22 protein-coding genes and 1 tRNA gene are annotated in these 25,675 nt (G+C 62.1%); 21 read left to right on the top strand and 2 right to left on the bottom strand.

Features of this window, described 5'->3' with window-relative positions:
• Positions 1-88 precede the first annotated feature (88 nt).
• The 4 genes from B5E65_RS05645 to B5E65_RS05630 all read left to right on the top strand — a co-directional run bounded on the left by B5E65_RS05645 (position 89) and on the right by B5E65_RS05630 (position 2,610).
• Complete coding sequence (locus B5E65_RS05645) at positions 89-700, top strand: hypothetical protein (protein WP_087170790.1); 612 nt, start codon at positions 89-91, stop codon at positions 698-700.
• A gap of 165 nt (positions 701-865) precedes the next feature.
• Complete coding sequence (locus tag B5E65_RS05640; protein ID WP_087170789.1) at positions 866-1,225, top strand: CidA/LrgA family protein; 360 nt, start codon at positions 866-868, stop codon at positions 1,223-1,225.
• Positions 1,222-1,914 (top strand): LrgB family protein, encoded by a 693-nt coding sequence (locus B5E65_RS05635; RefSeq protein WP_087170788.1) that lies wholly within the window; start codon positions 1,222-1,224, stop codon positions 1,912-1,914. Before B5E65_RS05640 ends, B5E65_RS05635 begins: the two co-directional genes overlap by 4 nt.
• Before the next feature lie 12 nt (positions 1,915-1,926).
• Positions 1,927-2,610, top strand: coding sequence for a FadR/GntR family transcriptional regulator (locus tag B5E65_RS05630; RefSeq protein ID WP_087170787.1), 684 nt, complete (start codon positions 1,927-1,929; stop codon positions 2,608-2,610).
• Positions 2,611-2,683: 73 nt separating this feature from the next.
• Here the strand turns inward: B5E65_RS05630 and B5E65_RS05625 are convergent, their stop codons facing one another.
• Complete coding sequence (locus B5E65_RS05625; RefSeq protein WP_087170786.1) at positions 2,684-3,343, bottom strand: Crp/Fnr family transcriptional regulator; 660 nt, start codon at positions 3,341-3,343, stop codon at positions 2,684-2,686.
• A gap of 285 nt (positions 3,344-3,628) precedes the next feature.
• On the opposite strand from B5E65_RS05625, the gene B5E65_RS05620 reads away from it, so the two are divergent.
• The 15 genes from B5E65_RS05620 to B5E65_RS05550 all read left to right on the top strand — a co-directional run bounded on the left by B5E65_RS05620 (position 3,629) and on the right by B5E65_RS05550 (position 20,025).
• Positions 3,629-4,129 (top strand): (2Fe-2S)-binding protein, encoded by a 501-nt coding sequence (locus tag B5E65_RS05620; protein ID WP_087170831.1) that lies wholly within the window; start codon positions 3,629-3,631, stop codon positions 4,127-4,129.
• Entirely contained in the window at positions 4,126-6,435 is a 2,310-nt protein-coding gene (locus B5E65_RS05615; RefSeq protein WP_087170785.1) for a xanthine dehydrogenase family protein molybdopterin-binding subunit, read from the top strand. The genes B5E65_RS05620 and B5E65_RS05615 overlap by 4 nt, the downstream gene beginning before the upstream one ends.
• Positions 6,432-8,783, top strand: a complete 2,352-nt coding sequence (locus B5E65_RS05610; protein WP_087170784.1) for an FAD-dependent oxidoreductase — start codon at positions 6,432-6,434, stop codon at positions 8,781-8,783. Before B5E65_RS05615 ends, B5E65_RS05610 begins: the two co-directional genes overlap by 4 nt.
• 145 nt (positions 8,784-8,928) lie before the next feature.
• Entirely contained in the window at positions 8,929-10,485 is a 1,557-nt protein-coding gene (locus tag B5E65_RS05605) for a hypothetical protein (RefSeq protein ID WP_087170783.1), read from the top strand.
• 75 nt (positions 10,486-10,560) lie between these two features.
• Positions 10,561-11,484 (top strand): NTP transferase domain-containing protein, encoded by a 924-nt coding sequence (locus B5E65_RS05600; protein ID WP_087170782.1) that lies wholly within the window; start codon positions 10,561-10,563, stop codon positions 11,482-11,484.
• A 16-nt stretch (positions 11,485-11,500) separates the two neighbouring features.
• On the top strand, positions 11,501-12,583 hold the full coding sequence (locus tag B5E65_RS05595; RefSeq protein WP_087170781.1) for a histidine phosphatase family protein: 1,083 nt from the start codon (positions 11,501-11,503) through the stop codon (positions 12,581-12,583).
• Positions 12,584-12,604: 21 nt separating this feature from the next.
• Positions 12,605-13,570, top strand: a complete 966-nt coding sequence (gene xdhC, locus B5E65_RS05590; RefSeq protein WP_087170780.1) for a xanthine dehydrogenase accessory protein XdhC — start codon at positions 12,605-12,607, stop codon at positions 13,568-13,570.
• Positions 13,571-13,625: 55 nt separating this feature from the next.
• Positions 13,626-14,651 (top strand): molybdopterin-binding protein, encoded by a 1,026-nt coding sequence (locus tag B5E65_RS05585; protein WP_087170779.1) that lies wholly within the window; start codon positions 13,626-13,628, stop codon positions 14,649-14,651.
• Positions 14,652-14,655: 4 nt separating this feature from the next.
• Positions 14,656-15,141, top strand: a complete 486-nt coding sequence (moaC, locus tag B5E65_RS05580; RefSeq protein WP_087170778.1) for a cyclic pyranopterin monophosphate synthase MoaC — start codon at positions 14,656-14,658, stop codon at positions 15,139-15,141.
• Positions 15,138-16,106, top strand: a complete 969-nt coding sequence (gene moaA, locus B5E65_RS05575) for a GTP 3',8-cyclase MoaA (protein WP_087170777.1) — start codon at positions 15,138-15,140, stop codon at positions 16,104-16,106. Before moaC ends, moaA begins: the two co-directional genes overlap by 4 nt.
• 5 nt (positions 16,107-16,111) lie before the next feature.
• Positions 16,112-17,047: an MOSC domain-containing protein gene (locus tag B5E65_RS05570; RefSeq protein ID WP_087170776.1), complete on the top strand. Its 936-nt coding sequence runs from the start codon at positions 16,112-16,114 to the stop codon at positions 17,045-17,047.
• An 83-nt stretch (positions 17,048-17,130) separates the two neighbouring features.
• Positions 17,131-18,033, top strand: coding sequence for a molybdate ABC transporter substrate-binding protein (gene modA / locus B5E65_RS05565; protein WP_087170775.1), 903 nt, complete (start codon positions 17,131-17,133; stop codon positions 18,031-18,033).
• 91 nt (positions 18,034-18,124) lie between these two features.
• The gene (gene modB, locus B5E65_RS05560) at positions 18,125-18,793 is read left to right on the top strand and encodes a molybdate ABC transporter permease subunit (RefSeq protein WP_087170774.1); all 669 of its coding nucleotides are present in this window, start codon (positions 18,125-18,127) and stop codon (positions 18,791-18,793) included.
• Entirely contained in the window at positions 18,790-19,842 is a 1,053-nt protein-coding gene (locus B5E65_RS05555; RefSeq protein ID WP_087170773.1) for a sulfate/molybdate ABC transporter ATP-binding protein, read from the top strand. The genes modB and B5E65_RS05555 overlap by 4 nt, the downstream gene beginning before the upstream one ends.
• 106 nt (positions 19,843-19,948) lie before the next feature.
• A tRNA-Pro gene (locus B5E65_RS05550) sits at positions 19,949-20,025 on the top strand.
• A 527-nt stretch (positions 20,026-20,552) separates the two neighbouring features.
• Here the strand turns inward: B5E65_RS05550 and B5E65_RS05545 are convergent.
• A complete protein-coding gene (locus B5E65_RS05545) occupies positions 20,553-22,019 on the bottom strand; it encodes a sulfatase family protein (RefSeq protein WP_087170772.1) in 1,467 nt (488 codons plus the stop codon).
• A 201-nt stretch (positions 22,020-22,220) separates the two neighbouring features.
• Between B5E65_RS05545 and B5E65_RS05540 the strand changes: the two genes are divergently transcribed.
• Together B5E65_RS05540 and B5E65_RS05535 are read left to right on the top strand one after the other, a co-directional pair.
• A complete protein-coding gene (locus tag B5E65_RS05540; RefSeq protein WP_087170771.1) occupies positions 22,221-23,828 on the top strand; it encodes a response regulator in 1,608 nt (535 codons plus the stop codon).
• A gap of 80 nt (positions 23,829-23,908) precedes the next feature.
• Positions 23,909-25,624, top strand: coding sequence for a sensor histidine kinase (locus tag B5E65_RS05535; protein ID WP_158098524.1), 1,716 nt, complete (start codon positions 23,909-23,911; stop codon positions 25,622-25,624).
• Positions 25,625-25,675 lie beyond the last annotated feature (51 nt).

The following is a 25,675-nucleotide window of genomic DNA, read 5'->3' as shown; positions in this document are numbered from 1 at the left end:
GGCAGTAGCCGCGGGGGAGCGCTGGATGGTATACTGAAACCGGAGAGGGAAGAATACGCGATCGGAAAAGCGAAAGGAGATGGTGAGGATGAAGCGGCGGCTGTTGTTAGTGGTTCTTCTTATGGGGGGACTTTTGCTGTGTGCCTGTGCGCAGCATGATACGGTGGCAGAGCCGGAGAAAACATTTGAAGAGCGCCTGCTCGACGGTGCACAGCCTTTGGCTGAGAATATAACAGGGGAAGAGCCCCGAAAACTTTCGCTGGAGTCAGTTCATTACGGAAGCTTTTCCTCGCCCTCGGCGCAGGAATTGTGCGCGCTATTCAAATATGAGTCAACCGTCCACGTGGAAGGCCTCGACCGGACGCTGGCGGTTATCTATACTGTCGAAGACCTGAAGGTGGTTGCCAGCAAGGATTTACAGGCGGACGAAGTGCAGATCGAGTATCTGCCCTCTCCGGAGGGGAATGAGGTTATTCTCTGCTTTGCCACTGTCACGAATCATGGCTTCTCCACCTATCATATAGAACTGTTTTCAATCCGTGAATCTCAGTGGGAAAAAATTCCAATAACGCTTCCGGCCCTGAACGAGTCCGACCGCTGTTACCTGGCGGGGCAGACCGTTTTGCGGGTGGATGCGCAGGATACCTGCGAGGCCTATACCTGGAACAGCGAGACCGGCGATTTTGAAGTTCGGACCTGACGGTCTCTGCGCCGCAGTGGCGCTGCCCCAATAAAACCCGGAAAACGCCGGGCGCGGTTTGCGCCCGGCGTTTTTCATTGACAACCGCCCCGGCGGTGGGGTATAATGCAAAACGCAACTGGTCCTACCAGTTGGAACCGACTGCAAAACCGTGAGAGGGAACCTATGAATCTGCTGAAACAATTCTCCCGGATCCTGCTGGTATCGCTGCTGGGAGAAATTCTGAAAGCCCTGCTGCCGCTGCCGATTCCGGCCAGTGTATACGGGTTGGTGCTGATGCTGGTATTTTTGCGCACCGGCCTGCTCAAGGTGGGGCAGGTACGGCAGGCCGCGCTGTTTTTGATCGAGATCATGCCGGTTATGTTTATTCCGGCAGCAGTGGGGCTTACCGAAGCCTGGTCCAGTCTGGCCCCGGTGCTGCTGCCGGTCGCGGTGACCACCCTGTTTACCACTGTGCTGGTGATGGCGGTTACCGGTTCCGTGACCCAGTTTGTCATCCGCCGCAAGAAAGGAGACGCCGAATGAACGGAGTATGGGAAGAATCGCTGTTTTTCGGCGCGGTGGTCAGCCTGCTGGCCTATGAACTGGGGCTGATGCTCAAGCGCCGGTTCCGGCTGGCCATCCTCAATCCGCTGCTGATTGCGGTCATCTGCGTGATCGGGGTCAACGCGGTGATGAAGGTGGACTATCAAACCTACAACGCAGGCGGGCAGTATTTGTCTTACCTGCTTACCCCGGCTACCGTCTGCCTGGCGGTGCCACTTTATGAACAGCTGGCGCTGCTGAAAAAACACCTGACCGCTGTGGTATGCGGGATTGTGGCGGGGGTGCTGGCCAGTATGGTGGGGGTTCTGATTTGCGCGCTGGTCTTTGGCCTGGAGCATGAACTCTACGTGACCCTGCTGCCCAAGTCCATCACCACTGCCATTGGTATGGGCGTATCGGAAGAACTGGGCGGCATTGTCACCATCACGGTGGCCACCATCATCGTCACCGGTATTCTGGGCAGCGTAATTGCCGACGGGGTATTTGCCCTGTTCCGCATTGAGGAACCGGTAGCACGGGGGCTGGCGCTGGGCAATGCATCTCATGCCATCGGCACCGCCAAGGCCATGGAGATGGGCCAGGTGGAGGGCGCCATGAGTGGTCTGGCGGTGGCGGTAGCAGGGCTTCTCACTGTAGTTACCGCCTCGGTGTTTGCGCAATTTCTGTAAGGAGAGTTTTCAATGGATGCGAACCAAACGGCCTGTGCACCGGAGGCCCGCGCCTACGATCTGGTCCTGGCGTATATAAAAGGGGAGATAGCCGCCGGTGAGTTGAAACTGGGGGACAAGCTGCCCAGCGAACGGGCACTCATGTCCCGGCTGTCTTTGAGCCGGAACTCGGTGCGGGAGGCGCTGCGGCAGCTGGAAAACATGGGCTTTGTGCGTAGCGTCCACGGGCAGGGCAGCTTTCTCGTAAACGAAGCGGGACGCGGTTTTGCGGAATTGTTTTCCATGCTCTTGCTGCTGCATCAGACCGACCGGCAGGAGTTCTGGGAACTGCGTCGCTGCCTGGAGACTTCGGCCTTTGCCGCGGCGGCTGCCGCACCGGACCCGGCGTGCCTGGCGGAAATGGAGCAGGCGGTGGAGCAGATGGAGCAGGCCGGTACTCTGGAGCAGCTGGAACAGGCGGAGGAGGCTTTCCATCGGGCACTGCTTGCCTGCAGCGGAAACCGGTTGTTCCGGCTGATTCAGAATGCATTGGCTGCCCCGGGGCAGACCTATCGCCGCGAAACCCTGACCACCCTGGACGAATCCGTCCGCGCACCGCTGTGCGCTACCCACCGGTGTATTCTGGAATCCCTGCGCACCGGCCGCACCGCCGACGGCCTGGCCGCGCTGGAGGAGCATTTCAAACTGATACGATAACAGAGAATTAATAAGACCCGCCTGGCACACAACAGTGTAGTGTGCCAGGCGGGCTTTTTTATCGGCAAATTAATCAGAGTTTACTGTACTCCTGCAGCCTTTTCTCATTCAGAATGGTCACATACCGGTTGCCGGTGTCGATGGTGCCCTCTTTGCGCAGCTGGCCGTACATCTTGGCGATCTGCGCCCGGGACACATTGATGGAGGAGGCCACCTCCTGCTGGGTCAGATAGATCTTTTTGGTGCGCTGGTATTCGGGCGTATCCACAAAGAGAAGCAGGAACGAGGCCAGCCGCACCATCAGGTTGGAGTGGCCCAGGCTGCCCACCAGGAAGGACACCTGCCGCAGTACCTCGCCATAATAGACCACCAGGTCAAAGCCCAGTTCCGGGTTCTGCAGGATCATCCGCTTGAGAATCTCCGGCGTAAAAGGCAGCACCCGCATGTCCATCATGCTCGTGATGCTTACCACCGAGCGGCTGCCGTCCCCGACGCAGTCCATGCCGATCAGGGTGTCTTCCTTCATAAAATCAATGATCTGCTCGTTGCCGTCGCTGGTGGTGATGTACACCTTGGCCAGACCGTCCAGAATATAGTACATCCAGCCGTGGGTACAGCACTGGGTGCAGAGAGACTGCCCTCTGGGAATGGTCATGGGGGCGGGGCATACGCTCTCAAAAAGCTCCCTGTATTTGCGCAGGGAGCCTTCCACAAAAAAACGAATACTGCTCATCAAACGTTCCTCCGGAACAGAAAATACCGCTTTTTTACACGGCTTTTACACAGCCTGACAGTTGACAGAAAACGGCGAAAATCCTATAATTTTTGATAGTTATATACAGTTTACAGCAAAATTCAAGGAAAAACAAGAGCAGAACAGACAACCGATGTTAAATATTTGTCTACAGGTAGACAAAAAAAGATTTGCGGATATATCGCTGTATGCAGAGTTGCCGTCCCCAGCATTGCTAAAATAATAACAGAATACATCTACTCATGGAAAGGAGTAATGATGGAAATGAGTAAGGAACTTACGCTACACATCAATGGGCAGACCTACGAGTTTACCATTGGCCGGAAACTGGGCCAGATCCCGGAATCCGAAACGCTGCTGGAGACTCTGCGGGAACGTCTGGGCCTGACCGGTACCAAGCTCTCCTGCGGGGAAGGCGCCTGCGGCTGCTGCGCGGTGCTGATGGACGGCAAGGCGGTGGCCTCCTGCGTGACCCTGACGGCCGAGTGCGGGGGCAAGGAGATCACCACCATCGAGGGCCTGGCCGATCCGGTCACCGGCGAGCTGGACCCCATCCAGGAGGCTTTCCTGGAGCACAGCGCATTCCAGTGCGGTTTCTGCACCCCCGGCATCATCATCGCGGTAAAATCCTTGCTCAATGCCAATCCCCATCCCACGGAGGACGAGATCAAGGAAGCGCTCAGCGGTAACTTCTGCCGCTGCATCAGCCACTACCAGGTGATCGAAGCCGTTCAGTCTATCGTAAAGGGAGGAGAACAGGCATGAGCGAATTCCGTCATATCGGCAAGGTACGCCGCCGTCAGGACGGCCGCGCCATCGTCACGGGCAAGGCCCTGTATTGCGATGACCTTCCCATCAAGAACTGCTATGTTGCCAAGGTGCTGCACAGCCCCTATCCCCATGCGGAGATCGTGTCCATCGACACCTCCGAGGCCGAGAAGCTGCCCGGCGTGTGCGGCGTCATGACCTATAAGAACGCTCCCGACTGGAAGACCGGCGTGCCCGCGCACCGCCCGGTCATGAGCCAGCATCTGCGTTTCGTGGGCGATCCGGTGGCCGCCGTGGCTGCGGAGAACGCCCAGATCGCCGAACAGGCGCTGGAACTGATCCATGTGGAATACCGGCAGCTGCCTCCCGTCTACGACGTGGAGGACGCCACCAAGCCCGGCGCGCCCGAAGTTTACCGGGCCGAGGACAACATCGAGTCCAAGGGCTATCACTATGAGCGCAACTGCCTGCCTCCGGGCAGCTGGTTCGAGGGCAACGATCCTCCGTTCTATAAGATCCAGGACGGCAACGTGGAACAGGGCTTTGCCGAGAGCGACGTGGTCGTGGAGGGCAAGGTTGCCTATACCTGGACCTTCCCCGGCGCGCCGGAAAGCCCCTTTGTGGCCGCCGGCTGGGACGATGACACCCATGTGAACGTGTGGGCGTCTTCCCAGGGCCCCAACATGGTCTGCCGTCCGCTGGCCTACACCATCGGCGCGCACATCAACGTCACCACCCCCAACGTGGGCGGCAGCTACGGCAACAAGGACGCCCTGGGCTACATCACCATGCTCACCGTGGCCCTGGCCAAGGTGACCGGCGTTACCGTCAAGTACGCCCTGACCAAGGAAGAGCACCTGCTGTTCTACGAACGCCGTCTGGACAACAAGTTCATCGGCAAGATCGGCATCACCAAGGACGGCCGCATCAAGGCCCTGAAGGGTGACTGGCTGGTTGGTACCGGTGCGGGCTCCGAGCTGACCCAGGGCCAGGTGGCCGAGGGTCTGGGCGAGCTGCACATTGCCCTGAACAAGTGCCCCAACTGGGACATCGAGGCCAAGGTGGTCGTCTCCAACAAGATCCCCGTGGGTATCGCCCGCGGCTTCGGCGGCCAGGAACTGAAAGCCTGCGCGCTGCACCTGCTGACCCGTGCTCTGCGCCAGATCGACATGGATCCGGTTACCTTCTATAAGAAGAACTTCTGCCAGGCGGGCGATCAGTACTACTGGCGTACCGGCCACAAGTACAGCAACCCGGTCATCAACTACGACAAGTGCTTTGACGTGGCGGCGGAGAAGTTCCACTGGTTCGACCGCTGGAAGGGCTGGGGCGTGCCCAGCCGCGTGGAAGGCAATAAGGCCTACGGTGTGGGCTTCAGCCTGCACAGCAGCGGCGACCCCCAGAGCGACGAGACCTTCGCCTATGTGCGTCTGGAGAACGACCAGGTCATGGTGCACTGCGCCGTGTCCCAGTTCGGCAACGGCCAGCGCCTGGCCCTGGCCAAGATCGCCGCGGAGATCCTGAACGTTCCTCTGGAGAACGTCACCATCAACTCCTCCGATACCCGTACCGATCCCGCCGACTTCGGCGCGGCCGGTTCCCGTGAGACCATCACCGCCGGCGGCGCCGTGGGCGATGCCGCCAAGGCCGCCCGCCAGAAGCTGCTGGAAGAGGCCGCCGAGAAGATGGGCTGCTCCGCCGAGGATCTGGATACCAAGGATCTGATGGTCTTCCGCAAGGACGATCCCTCCGTTTGCCTGCCCTGGATCGCCATCTGCCCCATGTACTACTCCATCACCGGTGAGGGCGTGGTCAAGGGCGACTTCAACCACAACAACTGCGTGATGAACTTTGTGGAGGTCGAGGTCGATCTGGAGACCGGTCTGGCCAAGATCACCGACGCGCTGAGCGCCTCCGACGTGGGCCGCATCATCAACCCGCTGGAATTGAAGATGCAGTTTGAGGGCGGCCTGGGCTCCGCCGGCATGGATACCGGCCATCTGGAAGAGATGGTGCTGGATCCGGTCATCGGCCGTGTCATGACCCACAACATGATCGACTACAAGTGGCGGCCGTTCAACGAACTGCCCAAGTTCGATACGGCGGTTCTGGAATCCGTCTGGCCCACGGCCAATCCCTACGGTGCGATCGGCATCGGCGAGATCACCGGCGCGGCCGGTCCCGCCGCTGTGCTGATGGCCATTGAGAACGCCATCGGCGGCGCGGAGATCAACGAGTATCCCGCCACCCCGGACAAGATTCTGAATGCGCTGGGTAAGGCCAAAGGAGGTCTTGTAGAATGAAAAACTTTGAACACAGCAACGCAGCCAGCTTTGAGCAGGCCGCGCAGGAACTGCAGGCCGCCAAATACAGCCAGCCCATTGCCGGCGGCACCGACCTGCTGGGCACCCTGAAAACGAATATCCTCCCCAACTACCCCAGCCTGGTGGTCAACCTGAAGACCATCCCCGACGCGGCCTACATCCGCGATATGGGCGACAAGGTAGCCATGGGCGCGCTGACCACCCTGGCCGATGTGGAGAAGTCCGATGCCTTTACCGGTGAGCTGAAGGCGGTTGCCGAGGCGGCCCACAGCGTGGCCACCCCCATCATCCGCAACTCCGCCACCGTGGGCGGCAACCTGTGCCAGGACGTGCGCTGCTGGTACTACCGCTACCCCGATGCGGTGGGCGGCAAGCTGCTCTGCGCCCGTAAAGGCGGCGACGAGTGCTACGCCATCCAGGGCCGCAACCAGTACCACTCCATCATGGGCGGTATGCATACTGGCCACAACGCCTGCTCCACCGAGTGCCCCGCCGGCACCGACATCCCCGCCTACATGGAAAAGATCCGGGCCAACGACTGGGACGGCGCCGCGGAGATCATCCTGCGTGTCAACCCCATGCCCATGCTGACCGCCCGCGTCTGCCCCCACACCTGCCAGACCAAGTGCAACCAGTGCCAGCACGGTGATTCGGTCAGCATCCATTCGGTGGAACGGGCCCTGGGCGACTACATCCTGGCCCATGCCGACAAGTTCTATCCCGCGCCCGCCCAGGAGACCGGCAAGAAGGTTTCCATCGTGGGCGGCGGCCCTGCCGGCCTGACCGCGGCCTATTATTTAAGAAAAGCGGGACATTCGGTCACCATTTATGAGAAAATGGAAGAGGCCGGCGGCGTAATGATGTACGGCATCCCCGAGTACCGCCTGCCCAAGCACTATGTGCGGGATCTGGTCAAGGCGATCGTCGGGATGGGCGTGGTCATCAAGAACAACACCGAGGTTGGCAAGGACATCACCCTGGAAGAGATCAAGTCCGCCAGCGACACCGTCTTCCTGGATACCGGCGCCTGGAAACAGCCGATCCTGGGCATCGACGGCGAGAGCCTGACCCAGTTCGGCCTGAACTTCCTGGTAGAGGTCAAGAAGTTCATGACCAAGCAGATCGGCAAGGAAGTGCTGGTCTGCGGCGGCGGCAACGTGGCCATGGACGTGGCCCTGACCGCCGTGCGCCTGGGCGCGCAGAAGGTCAAGCTGGTCTGCCTGGAGCAGCGGGATGAGATGCCCGCCTCCGCCGAGGAAATCGCCCGCGCCGAGGAAGAAGGCGTGGAGATCTTCAACGGCTGGGGCCTGAAGAAGGTCATCACCGGCGCCGACGGCAAGATCACCGGCCTGGAGAGCATGAAGTGCCTGTCGGTCCGCGACGAGTCCGGCCGCTTCAATCCCAGCTACGGTGAGGAGACCCGCGTCTTCTCCTCCGACTGCATCATCCTGGCTACCGGCCAGAAGGTGGACATCGACTTCCTGGGCGAGAAGTACCGGGAAGAGCTCAAGAGCGCCCGCGGCCTGATCGAGGTTGGCGAGCACCGGGATACCCGGGCCCCCGGCATTTACGCCGGCGGCGACGCGGCCTACGGCCCGTCGGTTGCCATCAAGGCCATCCGCGACGGCGGTATCGCGGCCCGCAGCATGAGCCGCTACATGGGCTTTGAGCCGGAAGTTCCCGCCCGCGACAAGGGCTTCACCAAGTTCGATGCCGAGCGCATCTACATCACCAAGGGCGCTGTGGAGAAGGACACCCCGGTGGCCGAGCGCTGCCTGGACAAGGAAGACTCCACCAGCCTGACCATGGAAGAAGCCCGCGCCGAGGCCGGCCGCTGCATGAACTGCGGCTGCTACTCGGTCAACGCCTCCGATATGGCCACCGTGATGGTGGCGCTGGACGCCGAGATCCACACCACCGAGCAGACCTTCAAGGCGGCCGACTTCTTCAGCGTGATGCACTCCGTGGATCAGCTGAAGCCCGGCGAGCTGGTCACCGAGATCCAGGTGCCCAAGATGCCCGGCTACCGCACCGGCTATCTGAAGATGCGTCTGCGCGAAGCCATCGACTTTGCCGTCACCGCTCTGGCCTACGCCTACAAAGAGGAGGACGGCGTGATCGTGGACGCCCGTCTGGTGGCTGGCGGTATCGCGCCGGTACCGGTCCGTCTGACCGCTGCCGAGCAGGTGCTCATCGGCAAGAAGAAATCCGCTGAGCTGGCGCAGGAAGCCTTCGCCGCCGCGATGAAGGACGCCCAGCCCATGAAGGAAAACGCCTACAAACTGCAGGAAGTCAAAGCCCAGATCGTACGTTCTTTGGAACTGTAAACAGATCGGTTCGGGACGGCCGGCGTAAACCGGCCGCCCCGAACGGCTGTTTTTCGCACCGGGCAAAAAGAACAGGGTTCCGGCGGGCCAGTGCCCGGGCCGGAGCCCTTTCGGTGCAATTCGGGCAATAAAGAGAGGAAACACTATGCAACAACCAAGCGGCGGGATCACCCCGCTGGACGATGTGCTCCGGATCAGCGGGGACACAACAGTGGACGAACTGCTGGCGTCGCCCCTGCTGCGCCAGGAAGCCCCCGCCGTAGCCCAGGGTCTGGCTCTGGACCGGCAGGCGGGCCTGCTTGCCGGCAGCGAAACAGCGGCTGACCTGCTGCGGCAGGATCTGCTCTGCCCCTGCCGGGGCCAGGGCGAACCCTGTCTGCGGGACGGCGGCAGCACCTGCCCCGCCATCCGGGAGGGCGGCCCCGCCGAAGTATCGGTGCTGGGCGGCCGCAGCCCGGCCAGTCCCCGGTGCCAGGCGGTCTGTCCGCTTTCGGCGGATCTGCCCGGTATCCTGCAGCTGCTGCGGGAGGGCTCTCTGCTGGAGGCCCGGCGCACCCTGATGAAGTATCTGCCCATGGCCGATACGGTCTGCCAGGCCTGCGGCCGGTGCACCGGCGGCTGTGTGCGCAGCGCTGAGGACGCGCCGGTGGCGGTGCACCGGATCATCCACTGGATGGGGCAGACCATCAGCGCCCAGCCGGAGATCTTCTTTGTCCCGCCCCGGGGCGACAGCCGCAAGTGGATCGCCCTGGCCCATCCCACCCTCGCGTCGCTGGCCGCCGCCTATTACCTGCGGCGGATGGGCAACCATGTGGTGGTGTTCCGGGACAAGCCCGCCGCGGATGTTCTGGCCCCCTATGGGGCCGACCTGGCCGGCGTTATGGCCGGGCCGCTGGAAACCTACCGGCAGAACCTGGCCCATATGGGGGTGGAGTTCACCCCCGACAGCCCGGATGCACCCGCAGACCGCCCCGCCTTTGCGCTGACGCTGGATCTGCAGGGCCCCGGCAGCCACGATCTGGAGGATGTGCTGGACTCCATCCGGCAGGGCCGGGAGGAGGCCCGCCGCATCAACCTGGATTTCGGTCTCAAGTCTTTCCTGGAACCGGGCGGCGATTTCTGCACCTTTGACCGCTACGGCCTGACCCAGCCCCCCGCGGACTGGCAGGCAGCCGATCAGCAGGTATCCGCTCTGCGGGAGGCCTCCCGCTGCCTGAACTGCAGCTGCCTGGGGGTGGCAGCCTCCAGCGCCTGCACCGCTCTGTACATGCTGGAAACCGCCCTTGTCACCGACCGGCGCACCATCCGCGCCCAGGACTATTTTGCTCAGATCACGCCCTGGCAGACCTTCCAGCCCGGGGAAACGCCCGCGGCGCTGGAGATCCCCATGAGCGGGGATTTCCACAGCGGCTGCCTGCGGCAGGGGGAGATCACCCTGAGCTACGCGTTTCTGCTGGCGGGCGGCCGGGTGCAGATCGCCCGGCTGGTATTCGGCGGCATTGCGCCGGTTCCGGTGCGGCTGGCGCAGGGGGAGCGCCGGCTGGAACACCGGGAGATTACCGCCCTGGACCCGCAGACCGACGCGGCGGCGGTGCTGGAGACCATCCGTCCCCAGCTTTGCCCCACCGCAAACAACACAGAAAAGCCCGCGGCCATGGAGGCCTTGCTCCGGCAGTGCCTGGCCGGTCTGCCGCGGGGCTGACAGAAAATCAGAGATACCCGGCGCCGCGAAGGGCCAACCTTCGCGGCTGCCGCGCCTGGAAACGGAGGAAACGATATGCCGCATGGTGCTGTGATCCTGGCAGCGGGGATCTCGTCCCGCATGGGAGAGTTCAAACCCCTGCTGCCCATGGGGGAGGAAACGGTCATCCGGAACGTGGTCCGGGTGCTGCAGACCGCGGGTGTAAGCCGTATCCTGGTGGTCACCGGGTATCAAAGCGAGGTGCTCCAAGAGCACCTCGCTCATACGGGCGTTATGTTTGTACATAACGAACGGTTTGCCCAGACCCAAATGTTTGATTCGGTGCGGCTGGGCCTGGCTGCCATGGGGGACAGTTGCGAGAAGATCCTGCTGACCCCGGCGGACGTGCCGCTGGTGCAGCCGGACACGGTGCGCACCCTGCTGGCCCAAAGCGGGGACTGCGTCCGCCCGTTGTATCACGGGCAGCCCGGCCATCCGCTGCTGCTGCACCGTTCGGTGGTGCCCGCGCTGCTTGCCTGTTCCGGTGAGGACGGGCTGCGGGGCGCCATCGGGGAGGCGGGCCTGACCATCCGGGACGTGGAAGTAGAGGACGAGGGCACGATACTGGACATGGACACCCCGCAGGATTACGAGGCCCTGCTCCACAAAAAAGGGGACCGGCACATCCGGGTGCGCAACCAGCTGGTGCTGGGCACCGACACGTTATTCTTTGGCCCCGGCACCGCCCAGCTGCTGGAAATGATCGATCTGACCGGTACCATCAGCGCCGCCTGCGAGGCCATGCACATGTCCTACACCAAGGCCTGGAAGATGCTCAACCGGGTGGAGGAAGAACTGGGGGAGAAGGTGGTGGTCCGGGTGAACGGCGGCAGCGAGGGCGGCTACACCCTGCTTACCGAAAAAGGCCGGGCGCTTCTGGCCGCTTACCGGGGCATGCAGCGGGAACTGAAGCAGCAAACCGACAGGCTGCTGGAGAAATACTTCGGCAGCCGTCTGTGAAACGGAGGGGAGAGGGATGGCCTGTCTGTATCTGGTGCGGCATGCCATGGCGGAACCGGCGGGTTCGTTCTGCGCGGGCTGCCGCACCGACGGCCCCCTGACCGCGGAGGGGCAGGCCCAGGCCCGGGCTGCCCGCGCCTGGGTGCAGGGAATGCGGCCCGCCCCGGTGTATGCCAGCCCCCTGCGCCGCAGCCGGGAAACAGCCCGGCTGCTGGCCGGCCCGGACGGGGAGATCCGGGTGCGGCGGGCGCTGCGGGAACTGGACATGGGCGAGTGGGACGGCAAGCGGTTTGCCGATATCCGGGCGCAGTACCCGGAACTGTACGCCGCCCGGGGGGAGAATCAGGCCCTGATGCCGCCGGGGGCGGAGAGCTTCCCGGCGGCAGCGGCCCGCATGAGCCGCACCCTGGCCGCCATCGCCGCGCCGCTGAACGAGCAGGAGGAACGGGTGGTGGTCAGCCACAGCGGGGCGATCCGGGCGTTTCTGTGCCGGATCACCGGCCTGCCCTACCGGCAGAACCGCCGCCTGGCGCTGCCCTACGGCGGTATCTGCGCGGTGGAATACGGCCCGGCGGGCTGGCGCTGCCTGCAGGCAGGCGTACCGGCCAGCCAGTTGCCCGATCCACCCGCCATCGAGGCGCTCTGGCGGGCCTGCGGCGCGGGGGAACCCGCCCGGCTGCATGGGGAGACGGTGGCCCGGGTGGCAGTGCGGATCTGCCGCCGTCTGGCAGCGGCGGGCCTGGTGCTGGACGAGGATCTGGTCCGCACCGCGGCGCTGCTGCACGATCTGTGCCGCCATCAGCCCCACCATCCGCAGGCGGCCGCCCGGCTGCTGCGCCGCAGCGGATATTTCCGTCTGGCGGCGGTGGTGGCGCTTCATGAGGAGGGAGACGACTGGCACGAACCCAACGAGGAAGGGCTGGTGTTCCTGGCGGACAAGCTGGTGCAGGAATGCGAAGAAACCACCATCCTGGCCCGCTTTGCCAAAAGCCGGGATAAATGCCGCACACCCGAGGCTCTGGCCGCTCACGAGCGGCGGCTGAACCGGGCGCTGCGGCTGGAGCAGATCTGCCGGGCCCGCACAGGCGGCGCCCTGTAACCAAAAGGGAGGTACATACGGATGGAATGGCAGGAACAACTGAATAAACTGGCCGGGCAGGACGTGATGCTGGTGCTGGCGGTGGAGCGGGACGGTTCCACCCCCGGCGCGTCCGGGGCCAAAATGCTGGTGACCGAAACCGGCCGTGCCTGGGGCACCATCGGCGGCGGGCAGCTGGAATACAGCTGCGAAGCCCGCGCCCGGGAACTGCTGGCGGCGGGCCGCTGCGCGGTGGAACGGTTTGAACTGCGCCCTCAGGGGGCGGGGGATCTGGGCATGGTCTGCGGCGGCGACGTCACGGTCTGGTTCCAGTACCTGCCCGGGGCTGTGCTGGAGCAAAGCCCTGAGGGGCCGCTGCTCTGGCTGCTGCTGGAGCAGGACAAGACCGGTCAGGGCAAGGCACGCCTGTGCACGGCCCGGGAGCTGGAAGGCGGCCGGCGGATCTGCGGCGGCGGACGGTTCACCGATACCCCCGAGGGCGGCTACCGGTATCTGGAATGTCTGACCGCGCAGGACACGGTGTATATCTTCGGCGCGGGACATGTGGCCCAGGCGCTGGCCCCCGGCCTGGCGGGGGTGGGCTTTTCCTGCCATGTGCTGGACGACCGGGCGGAGTATGCCCGGCCGGAGGCCTTCCCCACCGCGGCCGAGGTGCGGCAGGCAGACCTGGAACGCCTGGAAGAGGTCTGCGCCCGCATCACCCCCGACGATTACGTCTGCGTCATGACCCACGGCCACCGGCACGACCATGAGGTGGTGCGGCAGATGCTGCGCACCCCCGCCTGCTACATCGGGGTGATCGGCAGTGCCCGCAAAGCCGCCGCATCGGCCCAGCGTTTGCGGGAAGAGGGCTTTACCGATCCGGATATCGCCCGCATCACCACCCCCATCGGCCTGTCCATCGGGGCCGAGACCCCCGAGGAGATCGCCGTGAGCATCCTGGCCCAGATGATCCAGGTCCGGGCCGCGCGGCGCGCCGCGGAATAACCAAGCCAGTCCGGCGCGGGGAGCCGCGCTGTACCGATACAAGGAGGAAACGACCATGAAACTGATCCGCACAGAGGACGCGGTGGGGCAGGTGCTCTGCCACGACATTACCCAGATCATCCCCGGGGTGACCAAGGACGCGGTGTTCCGCAAGGGGCACATCGTGCAGCCGGAGGACATCCCCGTGCTGCTGAGCGTGGGCAAGGACCATCTGTATGTGTGGGAAAACGACGAAACCAAGCTGCATGAAAACGAGGCGGCGGAGATCCTGCGGGACCTGTGCCAGGGCCCGAACATGCACGCCACCGAACCCAAGGAGGGTAAGATCGAGCTGATCGCCGACTGCGACGGCCTGTTCCTGGCGGACATCGACCGGCTGCGGGCGGTGAACAGCCTGGGCGAAATGATGATCGCCACCCGTCCCAGCGGCTTTGTGGTGAAAAAGGGCGATAAGCTCTGCGGCACCCGGGTGATCCCGCTGGTGATCGAAAAGGAAAAAATGGAGCGGGCCAAACAGGCCGCCGGCAGCGAGCCGCTGCTGCAGCTGGCCCCGCTGAAACCCAAGAAATACGGCGTGGTCACCACCGGCAACGAGGTGTTCTACGGCCGCATTACCGACAAGTTTACCCCGGTCATCCAGCAGAAGCTGGCCGAATACGGCTGCGAAATGGTGGCCCATGAGGTGCTGGGGGACGACAGCGAGGCCATCACCGCCGCCATCCGCCGTATGCTGGACGCGGGCTGTGAGATGGTCCTCTGCACCGGCGGTATGAGCGTTGACCCGGACGACCGCACCCCGCTGGCCATCCGCAACGCCGGGGCCAAGGTGGTCAGCTACGGCGCGCCTGTTCTGCCGGGTGCGATGTTCCTGGTTGCGTATAACGAGGACGGACGCCCGGTCTGCGGCCTGCCCGGCTGTGTCATGTACGCCAAGCGCACCGTCTTTGATCTGGCGCTGCCCCGCCTGCTGGCGGATGTGCCGGTCACCACCCAGTGGCTGGCGGGCCTGGGCAACGGCGGCCTGTGCCTGAACTGCCCGGAATGTCATTTCCCCAACTGCGGCTTCGGCAAAGGAGTGTAAACCCATGAGCGAATTTACCCATATCGACCCGGCGGGCAACGCCCGCATGGTGGACGTAAGCGGAAAGGAGATCACCCACCGCACCGCAGTGGCCGAGGGCACCATCACCATGAGCCCGGAATGCTTTGCCATGGTGGCCGAGGGCCGCGCCAAGAAAGGGGACGTGCTGGGTGTGGCCCAGGTGGCCGGCATCATGGCCACCAAGCGCACCTCCGAGATCATCCCCCTGTGCCATCTGCTCAACCTGACCAAAAGCGGGGTGGAGTTCACCCTGCTGTCGGAACAGAACGCCATCCTGGCCCGCTGCACCGTCAGCTGCGACGGCAAAACCGGCGTGGAGATGGAAGCGCTCACCGGCGTGTCGGCGGCGCTGCTCACCGTCTACGACATGTGCAAGGCGGTGGACAAGCGGATGGTGCTGTCGGATATTCACCTGATCGAAAAACACGGGGGCAAAAGCGGGGATTTCCGCTTTGAGGACAAGGCATGAAAGACCGGTTCGGACGCGGCATTGACTACATACGTTTTTCCATCACCGACCGGTGCAACCTGCGCTGCCGCTACTGTATGCCGGACGGGGTAGGCCTGGAACGGCATGAGAATTTGCTCACCTACGAGGAGTTCCTGCAGGTGGCTGCCGCGGCGGTGCGGCTGGGAATCACCCGGTTCAAGGTCACCGGCGGGGAACCGCTGGTGCGCCGGGGCTGTACTGAGTTTATCGCCCGGCTGAAATCCCTGCCCGGGGTGGAGCAGGTCACCCTCACCACCAACGGGGTGCTGCTGGCCCCGCTGGCGCCCCGGCTGGCGGCGCTGGGCCTGGACGGGGTGAACATCAGCCTGGACGCCGCCGACCCGGCGGACTTCACCGCCATCACCGGCTTTGACCAGTACGCCCGCGTGCTGGAAGGGCTGGAGGCCAGCCTGGCCGCCGGGCTCAAAACCAAGCTGAACTGCGTGCTGCTGCCCGGCTGCGAGGGCCGTGTGCTGACACTGGCCCGCTTTGCCCAGGATCGCCCGGTGGACGTGCGGTTCATCGAGGTCATGCCCATCGGGGAGGGGGCCCGCACCCCCGGGCCGGACCGGGAGGCCGTTCTTCACATCCTGAAAGAACGCTGGCCCGACCTGCATCCGGTGGAGGAGATCCGGGGCAACGGCCCGGCCCACTACTACGCTTCCGGGGGGCTTACCGGCCGCATCGGCCTGATCGACGCGGTCAGCCATAAATTCTGCGAGCGCTGTAACCGGGTGCGGCTGACCAGCACCGGCCTGCTCAAACCCTGCCTGTGCTACGGGGAGGGCACCGACCTGCGGGCGCTGCTGCGCGGCGGGAAAAACGATCTGGACACCCTGACCGAAGCGCTGCAACAGGCGATCTGGAACAAGCCCCGCGCCCATTGCTTTGACGACGCGGCGGCCATCACCGAACAAAAAAAGATGAGTGAGATCGGAGGATAACACAAATGGGAAAGGTCATTGCGATTTGCACCAGCCCCGCCCGGGGCACCCAGAAACAGCCGGTGCCCGCGGCCCGGTTCACGGTGGACTGGGGCGTGGTGGGGGACGCCCACGGCGGCAACTGGCACCGGCAGGTCAGCCTGCTGTCGGCGGATAAGATCGAGGCGTTCAACGCCCGGGGCGCGGACGTAAAGCCCGGCGCGTTCGGGGAAAACCTGGTGGTGGAAGGCATCGACTTCCGCAGCCTGCCGGTGGGCACCCTGCTGCGGTGCGGCGGCGTGCTGCTGGAAATGACCCAGATCGGCAAGGAGTGCCACAGCCACTGCGAGATCTACAAAAAGATGGGCGAGTGCATCATGCCCCGGGAGGGCGTGTTTGCCCGTGTCCTGGTGCCCGGCGAGATCAAGGTAGGGGACGAGATGACCCTGGAACCGCGCACCGCGCCCCGTCCCTGGCAGGCGGCAGTCATTACCCTGAGCGACAAGGGCGCGCGGGGCGAACGGGTGGACGAGAGCGGCCCTGCCATCGCCAAACGGCTGCAGGAGGCCGGTTACGAGGTGGTGGAACAGCTGCTGCTGGCGGACGAAGCCGCGCCGCTGCGCACCCAGCTGATCCGCCTGGCCGACCAGCGCAAGCTGGACCTGATCCTCACCACCGGCGGTACCGGATTCAGTCCCCGGGATATCACGCCGGAAGCCACCCTGACGGTGGCCGATCGCACCGCGCCGGGCATCGCGGAGGCGATGCGGGCCGCGTCGCTGGCCATCACCCCTCGTGCTATGCTGTCCCGCGCCGCGTCGGCCATCCGGGGCAAGACCCTGATCATCAACCTGCCCGGCAGCCCCAAGGCCTGCATGGAGTGCATGGATGTGTTTATGGACACCATCCCCCACGCCATGGGCCTGCTGCGCGGCGAAGTGGGCGACTGCGCCCGCCATTGATTCTTTTTTCTCCATGGTTATAAGCGTGTAAATCCACGTTTATAAAATATACTGCCCCGTAACACGGGGAAAAGGAGTAAACCATGAAACACACGAAACTTCTTGCGCTGCTGCTGGCCGGTGTGCTGGCAGCGTCCCTCACCGCCTGCGGCAGTACGGGCGGCAGCTCTTCCTCTGTGCCCGAAAGCAGCGCACCGGAAAGCAGCGCGCCGTCCCCGGCGGCTTCCACGCCCGACGAGCAGGAACCGGAGGGGGAGATCATCGTCTTTGCCGCGGCCTCCATGACCGAGACCCTGAACGAGATTAAGACCATCTACGAGGACGCCCATCCCGGCGTGACCATCACCTACAACTTTGATTCCTCCGGCACCCTCAAGACCCAGATCGAGGAAGGCGCGGACTGTGACCTGTTCATCTCGGCCGGTCAGACCCAGATGAACCAGCTGGACATAGAGGCCGACCCTTCGGTCAACACCGACGGCCTGGACTTTGTGGATAGTGCCACCCGGCTGAACCTGCTGGAAAACAAGGTCACCCTCTGCGTGCCGGACGATAACCCGAAGGGCATCGAGAGCTTTGACGACCTGGCCGAAGCCTTCCAGGCCGGGGACGTGCTGTTCTGCATGGGCAACAGCGATGTGCCGGTGGGCCAGTACACCCAGAAGATCCTGGCCTGCTACGGCCTGGACGAGACCGCCCTGGCCAATGAGGGCCTGATCACCTACGGCTCCAACGTCAAGGAGGTCACCACCCAGGTCAAGGAAGGCAGCGTGGACTGCGGCGTGATCTACTGCACCGACGCGTTCAGCGCCGAACTGAAGGTGGTGGACAGCGCCACTGAGGAGATGTGCGGCCAGGTGATCTATCCCGCCGCCGTGCTCAAGAACGCCCCGAACCACGACGCCGCCCAGGCGTTCCTGGACTACCTGACCACCGACGAGGCCATGGCCGTGTTTGAGACGGTGGGCTTCTCGCCCGTGGCGTGACCGCATAAACCCATACAATAAACCGTGCAGTACGCACCGGCGGTGTCTGTAGCCCCGCCGGTGCGCCATCGGTTCAAAAGGAATCTGCAATATGGATTGGTATCCTCTCTGGAACTCACTGCGCATTGCGGCGATCAGCAGCGTGGTGGTGTTCTTCAGCGGTATTTTCTGCGCCTACTACGCGGCCCGGCTGCCCCGGGCGATCAAAGGGGTGCTGGATGTGGTGCTCACCCTGCCCATGGTGCTGCCGCCCACCGTCTGCGGCTATTTTCTGCTGCTGATCTTCGGTGTCAAGCGGCCGCTGGGCGAGTTTCTGGCCCAGTTCGGCATCAAGTTTGTCATGACCTGGTACGGGGGCATTCTGGCGTCGGTGGTGGTAGCGTTCCCGCTGATGTACCGCACCGCCCGCGGCGCGTTTGAAAGCTTTGATATGAATCTGGCCTATTCCGGCCAGACGCTGGGCCTGTCCAATACCTGGATTTTCTGGCGGGTCCGCATGCCGGCCTGCCGCCAGGGTATTCTGGCGGGGGCGGTGCTGGCCTTTGCACGGGCGCTGGGGGAGTACGGCGCCACTAGTATGCTGATCGGCTACACCCCCGGCAAAACCGCCACTATCTCCACCACCGTGTACCAGCTCTGGCGCACCAACGATGAGGTGGGTGCGTTCCGCTGGGTGCTGGTGAACCTGGGGATCAGCGCGGTGGTGCTGCTGGTAGTAAACCTGCTGGAGGACCGGCAGAAAAAGGCGGTGAAACGATGAGCCTGCAGGTACAGATTCATAAAAAGCTGGGCGCGTTCACCCTGGACGTGACCTTTGAGACCCGCACCGACGGCCCGGAGGTGCTGGGTCTGCTGGGGGCATCCGGCTGCGGCAAAAGCTATACCCTTAAATGCATCGCCGGCATCGAAACACCGGACAGCGGCCGGATTGTGCTGGACGGGGTGACCCTGTTTGACTCGGAGCGGCACATCGACCTGCCGCCCCAGAAGCGGCAGGTGGGATACCTGTTCCAGAACTATGCTTTGTTCCCCAACATGACTGTGCGGCAGAACATCCTGTGCGGCCTGCACCGGGAAAAGGACAAAACCGTGCGCGAGCAGGAGCTGCGCCGGGTGATGGCCATGCTGCAGCTGGAAGGGCTGGAAAACCACCGTCCCCACCAGCTGTCCGGCGGGCAGGCCCAGCGGGTGGCGCTGGGGCGTATCCTGGTCAACAAGCCGCGCCTGCTCATGCTGGACGAGCCGTTCAGTGCCCTGGACAGCCACCTGCGGGACAAGCTGCAGCTGCAGCTGCGGCAGGTGCTGGCGGAGTTCGGCCATACGGTGCTGCTGGTCACCCACAGCCGGGACGAAGCCTATCATTTGTGCCGCCGCATCGCGGTGCTGGAGGAGGGCAGTCTGCTGGCCCTCAAGGAGACCAAGCAGCTGTTTGCCGATCCGGGCAGTATCTGCGCCGCCAGCCTGACCGGCTGCAAGAATATTGCCGCCGCCCGTAAGGTGGGCGAGTACGAGGTGGAGGTGCCCGCCTGGGGTTTGCGCCTGCAAACCGCCCAGCCGGTGGGCGAGAACATCCGGGCGGTGGGTATCCGCGCCCACTATTTCAATCCCCGCACCGCCCAGAACCGGGCACCCGTGGAATACCTGCGGGAAATGGAGGAACCCTTTGAGTGGATCGTGGAGTTCCGCTGGCGCGATCAGGCGCCGGACGCCGCCCCGCTCTGGTGGCGCGTCCCCAAGGATCGCCGCCCCGCCCAATTCCCCGAAGAATTCGGCATCGCCCCCGCCAACGTGCTGCTTCTTTACCGGTAAATCCGGCCCGAAAAAGGCCTCAAAAAATTATTTAAAAAAGATCGAAAAAAGTGTTGACAAAACCCACCCGGCACGATATAATATTACCTGTCGCCAAGAGTGACGTCCGGGTGTAGCGCAGTTTGGTAGCGCGCTTGAATGGGGTTCAAGAGGCCGTGAGTTCGACTCTCGCCACTCGGACCAAAATCCCTCGACCGAAAGGTCGAGGGATTTTTCTTTGTTTATGCGGGTTTGCGGGCATACCAGTACAATAACAGGGCCTCTTTCCGGGTGGGGGAAACCACCTGAAAAGGGGCCCTTGTTGCGCTTCATAATGAATGCGTAATGAATAAGCCCTGAAACAGGCTGGTGGGATAGGCATATCCTGCAACAATAATCGATAAAACAACTCGAAATCGCCACAAAATAGCTTCGTCAAAACATAAAATTTGCGAGATAAAATTTGTGCATAGCGCCTGCGTTTGGGCCCTTTTGAACCTGGAAAGACGGCTAAATGCGAGATATCGTTCCAAAGAATGGTTGGAACTATCGAGGAATACGTTTTAATGTCAATGAAACATATTTTCAGAGAGTTTCATAATGAATAGAAGAGGTGGCGAGTAAGACATTGATAATCTAAACCCAACCACATTGTCTGCGTTGGTGCATTCTGCCTGGATATTTCGGGTAAACAGTGACAGTGCAAGGCTTTACCCATTCTCCGTTTGATTTCAAGGGGGCGGTGTTAAGATATCCTCAGTGATTCGGGCGTCGGACTGGATAGGAGCAGTGTCGGCGGTACGCAGATACCAGTCCAGCATCTGCTGTTCCATTTGACGGCAGACTTTGGTGTACCTATCGTTGCCGTACAGGTTATGAAGCTCCCCAGGGTCGGCGACCAAGTCATAGAATTCATGCTCGCCGCTGGCCCGCCGCACCAACTTGTAGTGACTGTTCCGGGCCATCACTGCCCGATCCACGCTGGCGGGATGCTCTTTCTGCTGGCGATACTTGGGATAATAGATGTTAGAGGGGTCTTGCATCCAGATAGTTTCCGGCTTATCGACCCCTTCTGAACACTGAGACTCGCCGGTACCGTAGCCGCCCTCGCAGTATACGGTGCGGCTGGCATCACCAACTTCACCCCATAGCTGCGGCACCAGCGAACGGGCAAAGATGCGCTCCCGCACGGGAATACCGGCCAGTTCCAGCACCGTGGGCATTACGTCGAACAGCTCGGTACAGGTCGATACCCGATGGCCTGCCTTCCCGCCTGGGGTGCGAATGATGAGTGGTACATGGGTCAGCACATCTTCGCAGCCGTTAGGCCATTTCTCTACCAAGCCGTAGTCGCCAGCATAGTCTCCATGGTCCGAGGCGGCGATCAGTGTGGTGCTGTCGCCCAGTCCACACTCTTCCACCACATCCATGATGCGTCCCAGCAGGCTATCGGTAAAGCTGATCATCCCAGCGTAGACAGCCCGGATGGTGCGACAGCTGTCCGAATCGGTCTGCCGGTAACGGCGGATCAGCTCGTGGTAGGCGGGCTTGCCCTGACAGGGGGGGCGCAGAGCAAATTTCTCCTTTTGATCCAGATACATGCTGTAATAGGGCTCTGGTGCAGTGTAGGGGCAGTGGGGGTACATCAAGGGCAGAAAGAGGAAAAAAGGCTTGTCATCCTTCCGGCGGCTGTGCAGGAACTGCACCCCGCGCTCCACGCTTTTCCAGTCGGCGGTGTCCTCCACTCGGCCTGGCACTGGCTCATATAAAAAGTTGTAGCAGCCCGGCTGGCCGAACTTCTGTATCGGCCGGATCGGAGCAGGGAAGGAGTCGGTGCCCAGCCGCATCTCGGTGCAGCTCAGCGGCGCTGCCTGGCTGGAAAACAGGTCGTTCTTGCCGAAGATCCGCACGTCATAGCCGCCCTCTTTGAGGTAACGGAACAGGTTGGCTTCATGCTCTTTCAGCAGGTTCCACAGGCTGCGGTGGCCGTCGCAGTGGGGGTAACGGCCCGTGGCCAGGGTACAGCGAGAGGGCGAGCACACCGGGTTTTGCGCATGGCACTGTTCAAAGGTCACTCCCTCGGCACACAGCCGGTCGTAGTGGGGGGCCTGGGTAACGGGGGCGCCGTAGCAGGGCAGCGCGTCCGCGCGCATTTCGTCAGGGAAAAAGAAGATAAAATTCATGGGCTTTTGTTCCATAGGGCACCTCCTGTAACTTGGTAACACCGGCAGCGTTTTATTCAATGATAGCCAAAAAGCCGCGGGACGGAATAGGACTTTTTTTCGGTTGCGGGTGGATTTTTAGGGAACGGGGGCTGGCGGTTGTAATTTCCCCGTGCAGGCGCGATAATAAGGGGGTGAGTGTGTGCAAAGGCGCCGGCCGGCGCGGCAGGAGGAAACATGGAGAACCAGGAATTGCTGAAACTTTTGATCGTGGACGACGACCGGGACGTACGCATGGGTATGTTCCAGGGGGTAAACTGGGAAAGCCTGGGCTTTTTTCCGGTGGATCAGGCCGAAAACGGCCTGGAGGCTATCCACAAGGTGGAACAGCAGCCGCCGGATGCGATCCTGACCGACATCCGGATGAATATCATGGACGGACTGGAGATGATCCGCTTTCTGTCGGTGGCTTATCCGCGCATCAAGATTGTGTTGGTAAGCGGGTACAGCGATATCGAATACTACAAAAAAGCGCTGGAATACAAGGTGTTTGACTTTATCCTGAAACCCACCTGCCTGGAGGATTTCCAACGGGTGTTCGGCAAGCTGAAAAAGGAGCTGGACGAGGAACGGCTGCAGCAAAAACGGCTGCAGCTGCTGGAAAGGATGGCCCGGCGGGGCGACCCCCGGCAGGCCCAGGGCTGCCTCGGCACCATCCTGCAGGGGCGGTTTTCCTGGCCGGAACTGCGCGGTGAGCTGCGGGCCAGGGGCTCGGCGCTGGAGCAGGAGGGGGTATATGTGATCGGCGCGGCCTTCTGTGCGGGGACATCCGCGGATGAGGGAGGCCGCCGGCAGCCCGGCTTTTGGCAGCAGGCGGCGCTGGAAGCGGTGGAGAGCGCCGTGCAGGATCTGCCGCACCTGGCGGGCGCCTACCGGGACCGGGAGATCGTCTGCCTGTGCAACGCCGACGGAGAGGAATCGCTGCGCCGGCGGCTGGAACAGGCTTTTGCGGATTTTCCCGCCCAGACCGGCGGGCGCATCTTTGCCGGGATCAGCAAAAAAAGCCCCACCCTGGCCGAGTGCGGGTACTTTTACCGCCAGGCCTACATCGCCATGCGCCAGATCACCTATCTGCACGGGCAGGCCGCCCTGGCCTACCGGGATATGCCCGGGATGCCTCAGATCGAAAAGGTGGATTTTGACCAGGCCGTTATCCTGAATTCGCTGTTTTTCGCGCTGGACGACCGGTGGCGGGCCGAGGTGGACACGGTGTTCGCGGGCTGTGCCGGCCGGGTGGCCAGCGATTACGACTACATAGACTGCATCTGCAACAATCTGTATTTTGCGGCCATCAGCCGGCTGCAAAGCATCGTGCAGCAGTTTGCCGAGCCGGAAAACTTCCACGCCATCATCACCGAGATCCTGCCGCTGGAGGAAAAGCGGCGGTTTTTCACCCAGGTGCTGCAGGGCCTGCAGTGCCTGGCCGAAGGGGAGCGCACCGACAACCGGGCCAAGCTGGTCAAGCGGATCAATCGGGTCATCGACGAGAACTTTGCCAACACGCAGCTGTCCCTGTCCTTTGTCAGCGAGGCGGTGGGCCGCTCTCCGGCGTATATCTCCAGCCTGTACAAGCAGGAGACCGACCGGAACATCAACGATGTGATCGTGGCTCGACGGATTGAATACGCCAAGGAGCTGTTGCGCACCACCAGCCATAAGACCTACCGGATTGCGGAAGAAGTGGGGTACGCGGATTGCTCGTATTTTATCAAGGTGTTCAAAAAGCACGTAGGCCTGAGCCCCAAGGAATACCGGGACAGTGCCGTGAAATTTGGTGATGTGTGATGATGAAGCATTTTCGGCTGCGTACTATTCTACTTTTGTTGGCGGTGTTGGGTATCTGCCTACCCTCGGTGGTAATCTCGGTGAGCTTGACTCACCAGTATAAGCAGCGAATGCTGCAGGACTATATCTCCTATGTGAACAACGAGCTGGTGCGGATTGCGGATTCCATCGACAATTACCTGAACGCCAATATCTTGGCTATCTCCGAGGCCCTTTTGTACGACGCGGAATTCCATACGCTGCTGAACGCCGATCTGCCCGCCGGCGAAACGCCGGAGGCCCTCCGGTGGGAGTACATGGCCCGGGAATACCTGCTAAATCGACATCTGGAGGGAATGGCCAACTACGGTGTGATGGATATGCACCTGGCGCTTCTGATGAATGAGCGGGGTGAGTGCTTCAACCTGGCCTATCCTATCCAGGTGCTGGGGCGGGATAATCCCTGGGTAAGTGGGCTATGCAAAAACGAGGATGACTGGACCATCCGCTTTCACTGGTATCCGCCGGTGGAAAACCCGTTGGAAAGCCCATACGCCGGTTCCAGGAGCAATATGGTAATACCAGTGACCCGGAACATCATTTCCCCTCTGACCCAAAAACTCTATGGTAAGCAGATCTTTCTGCTGCCGGAGGAGCAACTGTTCGCACTGTACAACGCCAGCGAGTTGGCGAAAAACAGCCGCATCTGGTTGATCGACGAACAGGGGCGGCAGATTTCCTGCTCCGACCTGACCGCTTGGAATCAGGAGAGTCCGCCGCCGCCGGGGCTGGATGACAGACAAAAGACCTACACCGGGCGGTCGGCTATCGGGGTCAACGGCTGGACGCTGGTGTGCGAGGCGTCCCTGGCCACCATTGAGGAGGGAGTCGGGCGGAAGGCTGCGCAGGACGCGATCTGGATAGGTGGACTTCTGGCGGTAATCTGCTTGGTAGTGACCTTTGCTGCCAACGCTATCACTGGACCACTGTATACTTTGATGGCCAGCATGAGCCGGGCCTCCCACAAGGATTTCTCCGGTCATATCCCAGAGCAGGGCACCAAGGATGTGTCCCGCCTGATCGGCAACTATAATTCGCTGCTGTCCGACGTGGATGATCTGATCTACCGAGAATACGAGGTTAGCCGACAGAAGCAGCAAGCGGAAATGGACGCACTGGTCACCCAGATCAACCCACACTTCCTGTACAATACGCTGGAATCCATCGTATGGCAGGCTCGGGCAGCCGGGGTGCCCCGGGTGGCGGATATGGCTCACTATCTGGGCGAGCTGTTTAATCTGACAGTCAACAAGGGAAAGCCCATGATGTCCATCGAAAAGGAACTGCAACACGTGCAGATGTATGTGAATCTACAAAATATGCGGTATAACGACCGTATCCGACTGAAGATATCTTGGGATGACGAGGCTCTGCTGGTCTGCCGGACCCTAAAACTAATCCTGCAGCCGGTGGTGGAAAACTCCATCCTGCACGGGATGCCGCCCGCAGAGGGCATCCTAACTATCTATATCCATGTGGAGCAGGAAGGGGACGGGTTAGTCTTTTATGTGGAGGATGACGGAAACGGCATCGAGCCGGAGCAGCTGTGTAGTCTTGTCCGCAAGCTAGAAGATCCGTCTGTGATGTATGATAGAGAAGGGGCGGAGCGGGAGAAGTGCCAGGGCAACGGCATCGGGATCGTGAACGTGCACCAGCGCCTGCGGCTGTACTATGGTAATCGGTATGGTGTGACCATCCAAAGTAGCCTAGGCCAAGGAACCTGCACTGAGATCCGGATCCCGGTGCAGCCGGTATAAGGTCCTTTCGTAAAAAAACACCATAAACCAAAATTTTGTCAGATAGACACC

The organism is Gemmiger sp. An120, from assembly GCF_002160955.1.
In the GTDB taxonomy this organism is placed as follows: Bacteria; Bacillota; Clostridia; order Oscillospirales; family Ruminococcaceae; genus Gemmiger_A; species Gemmiger_A avium.
This window is presented reverse-complemented; position numbering and strand designations above follow the sequence as displayed.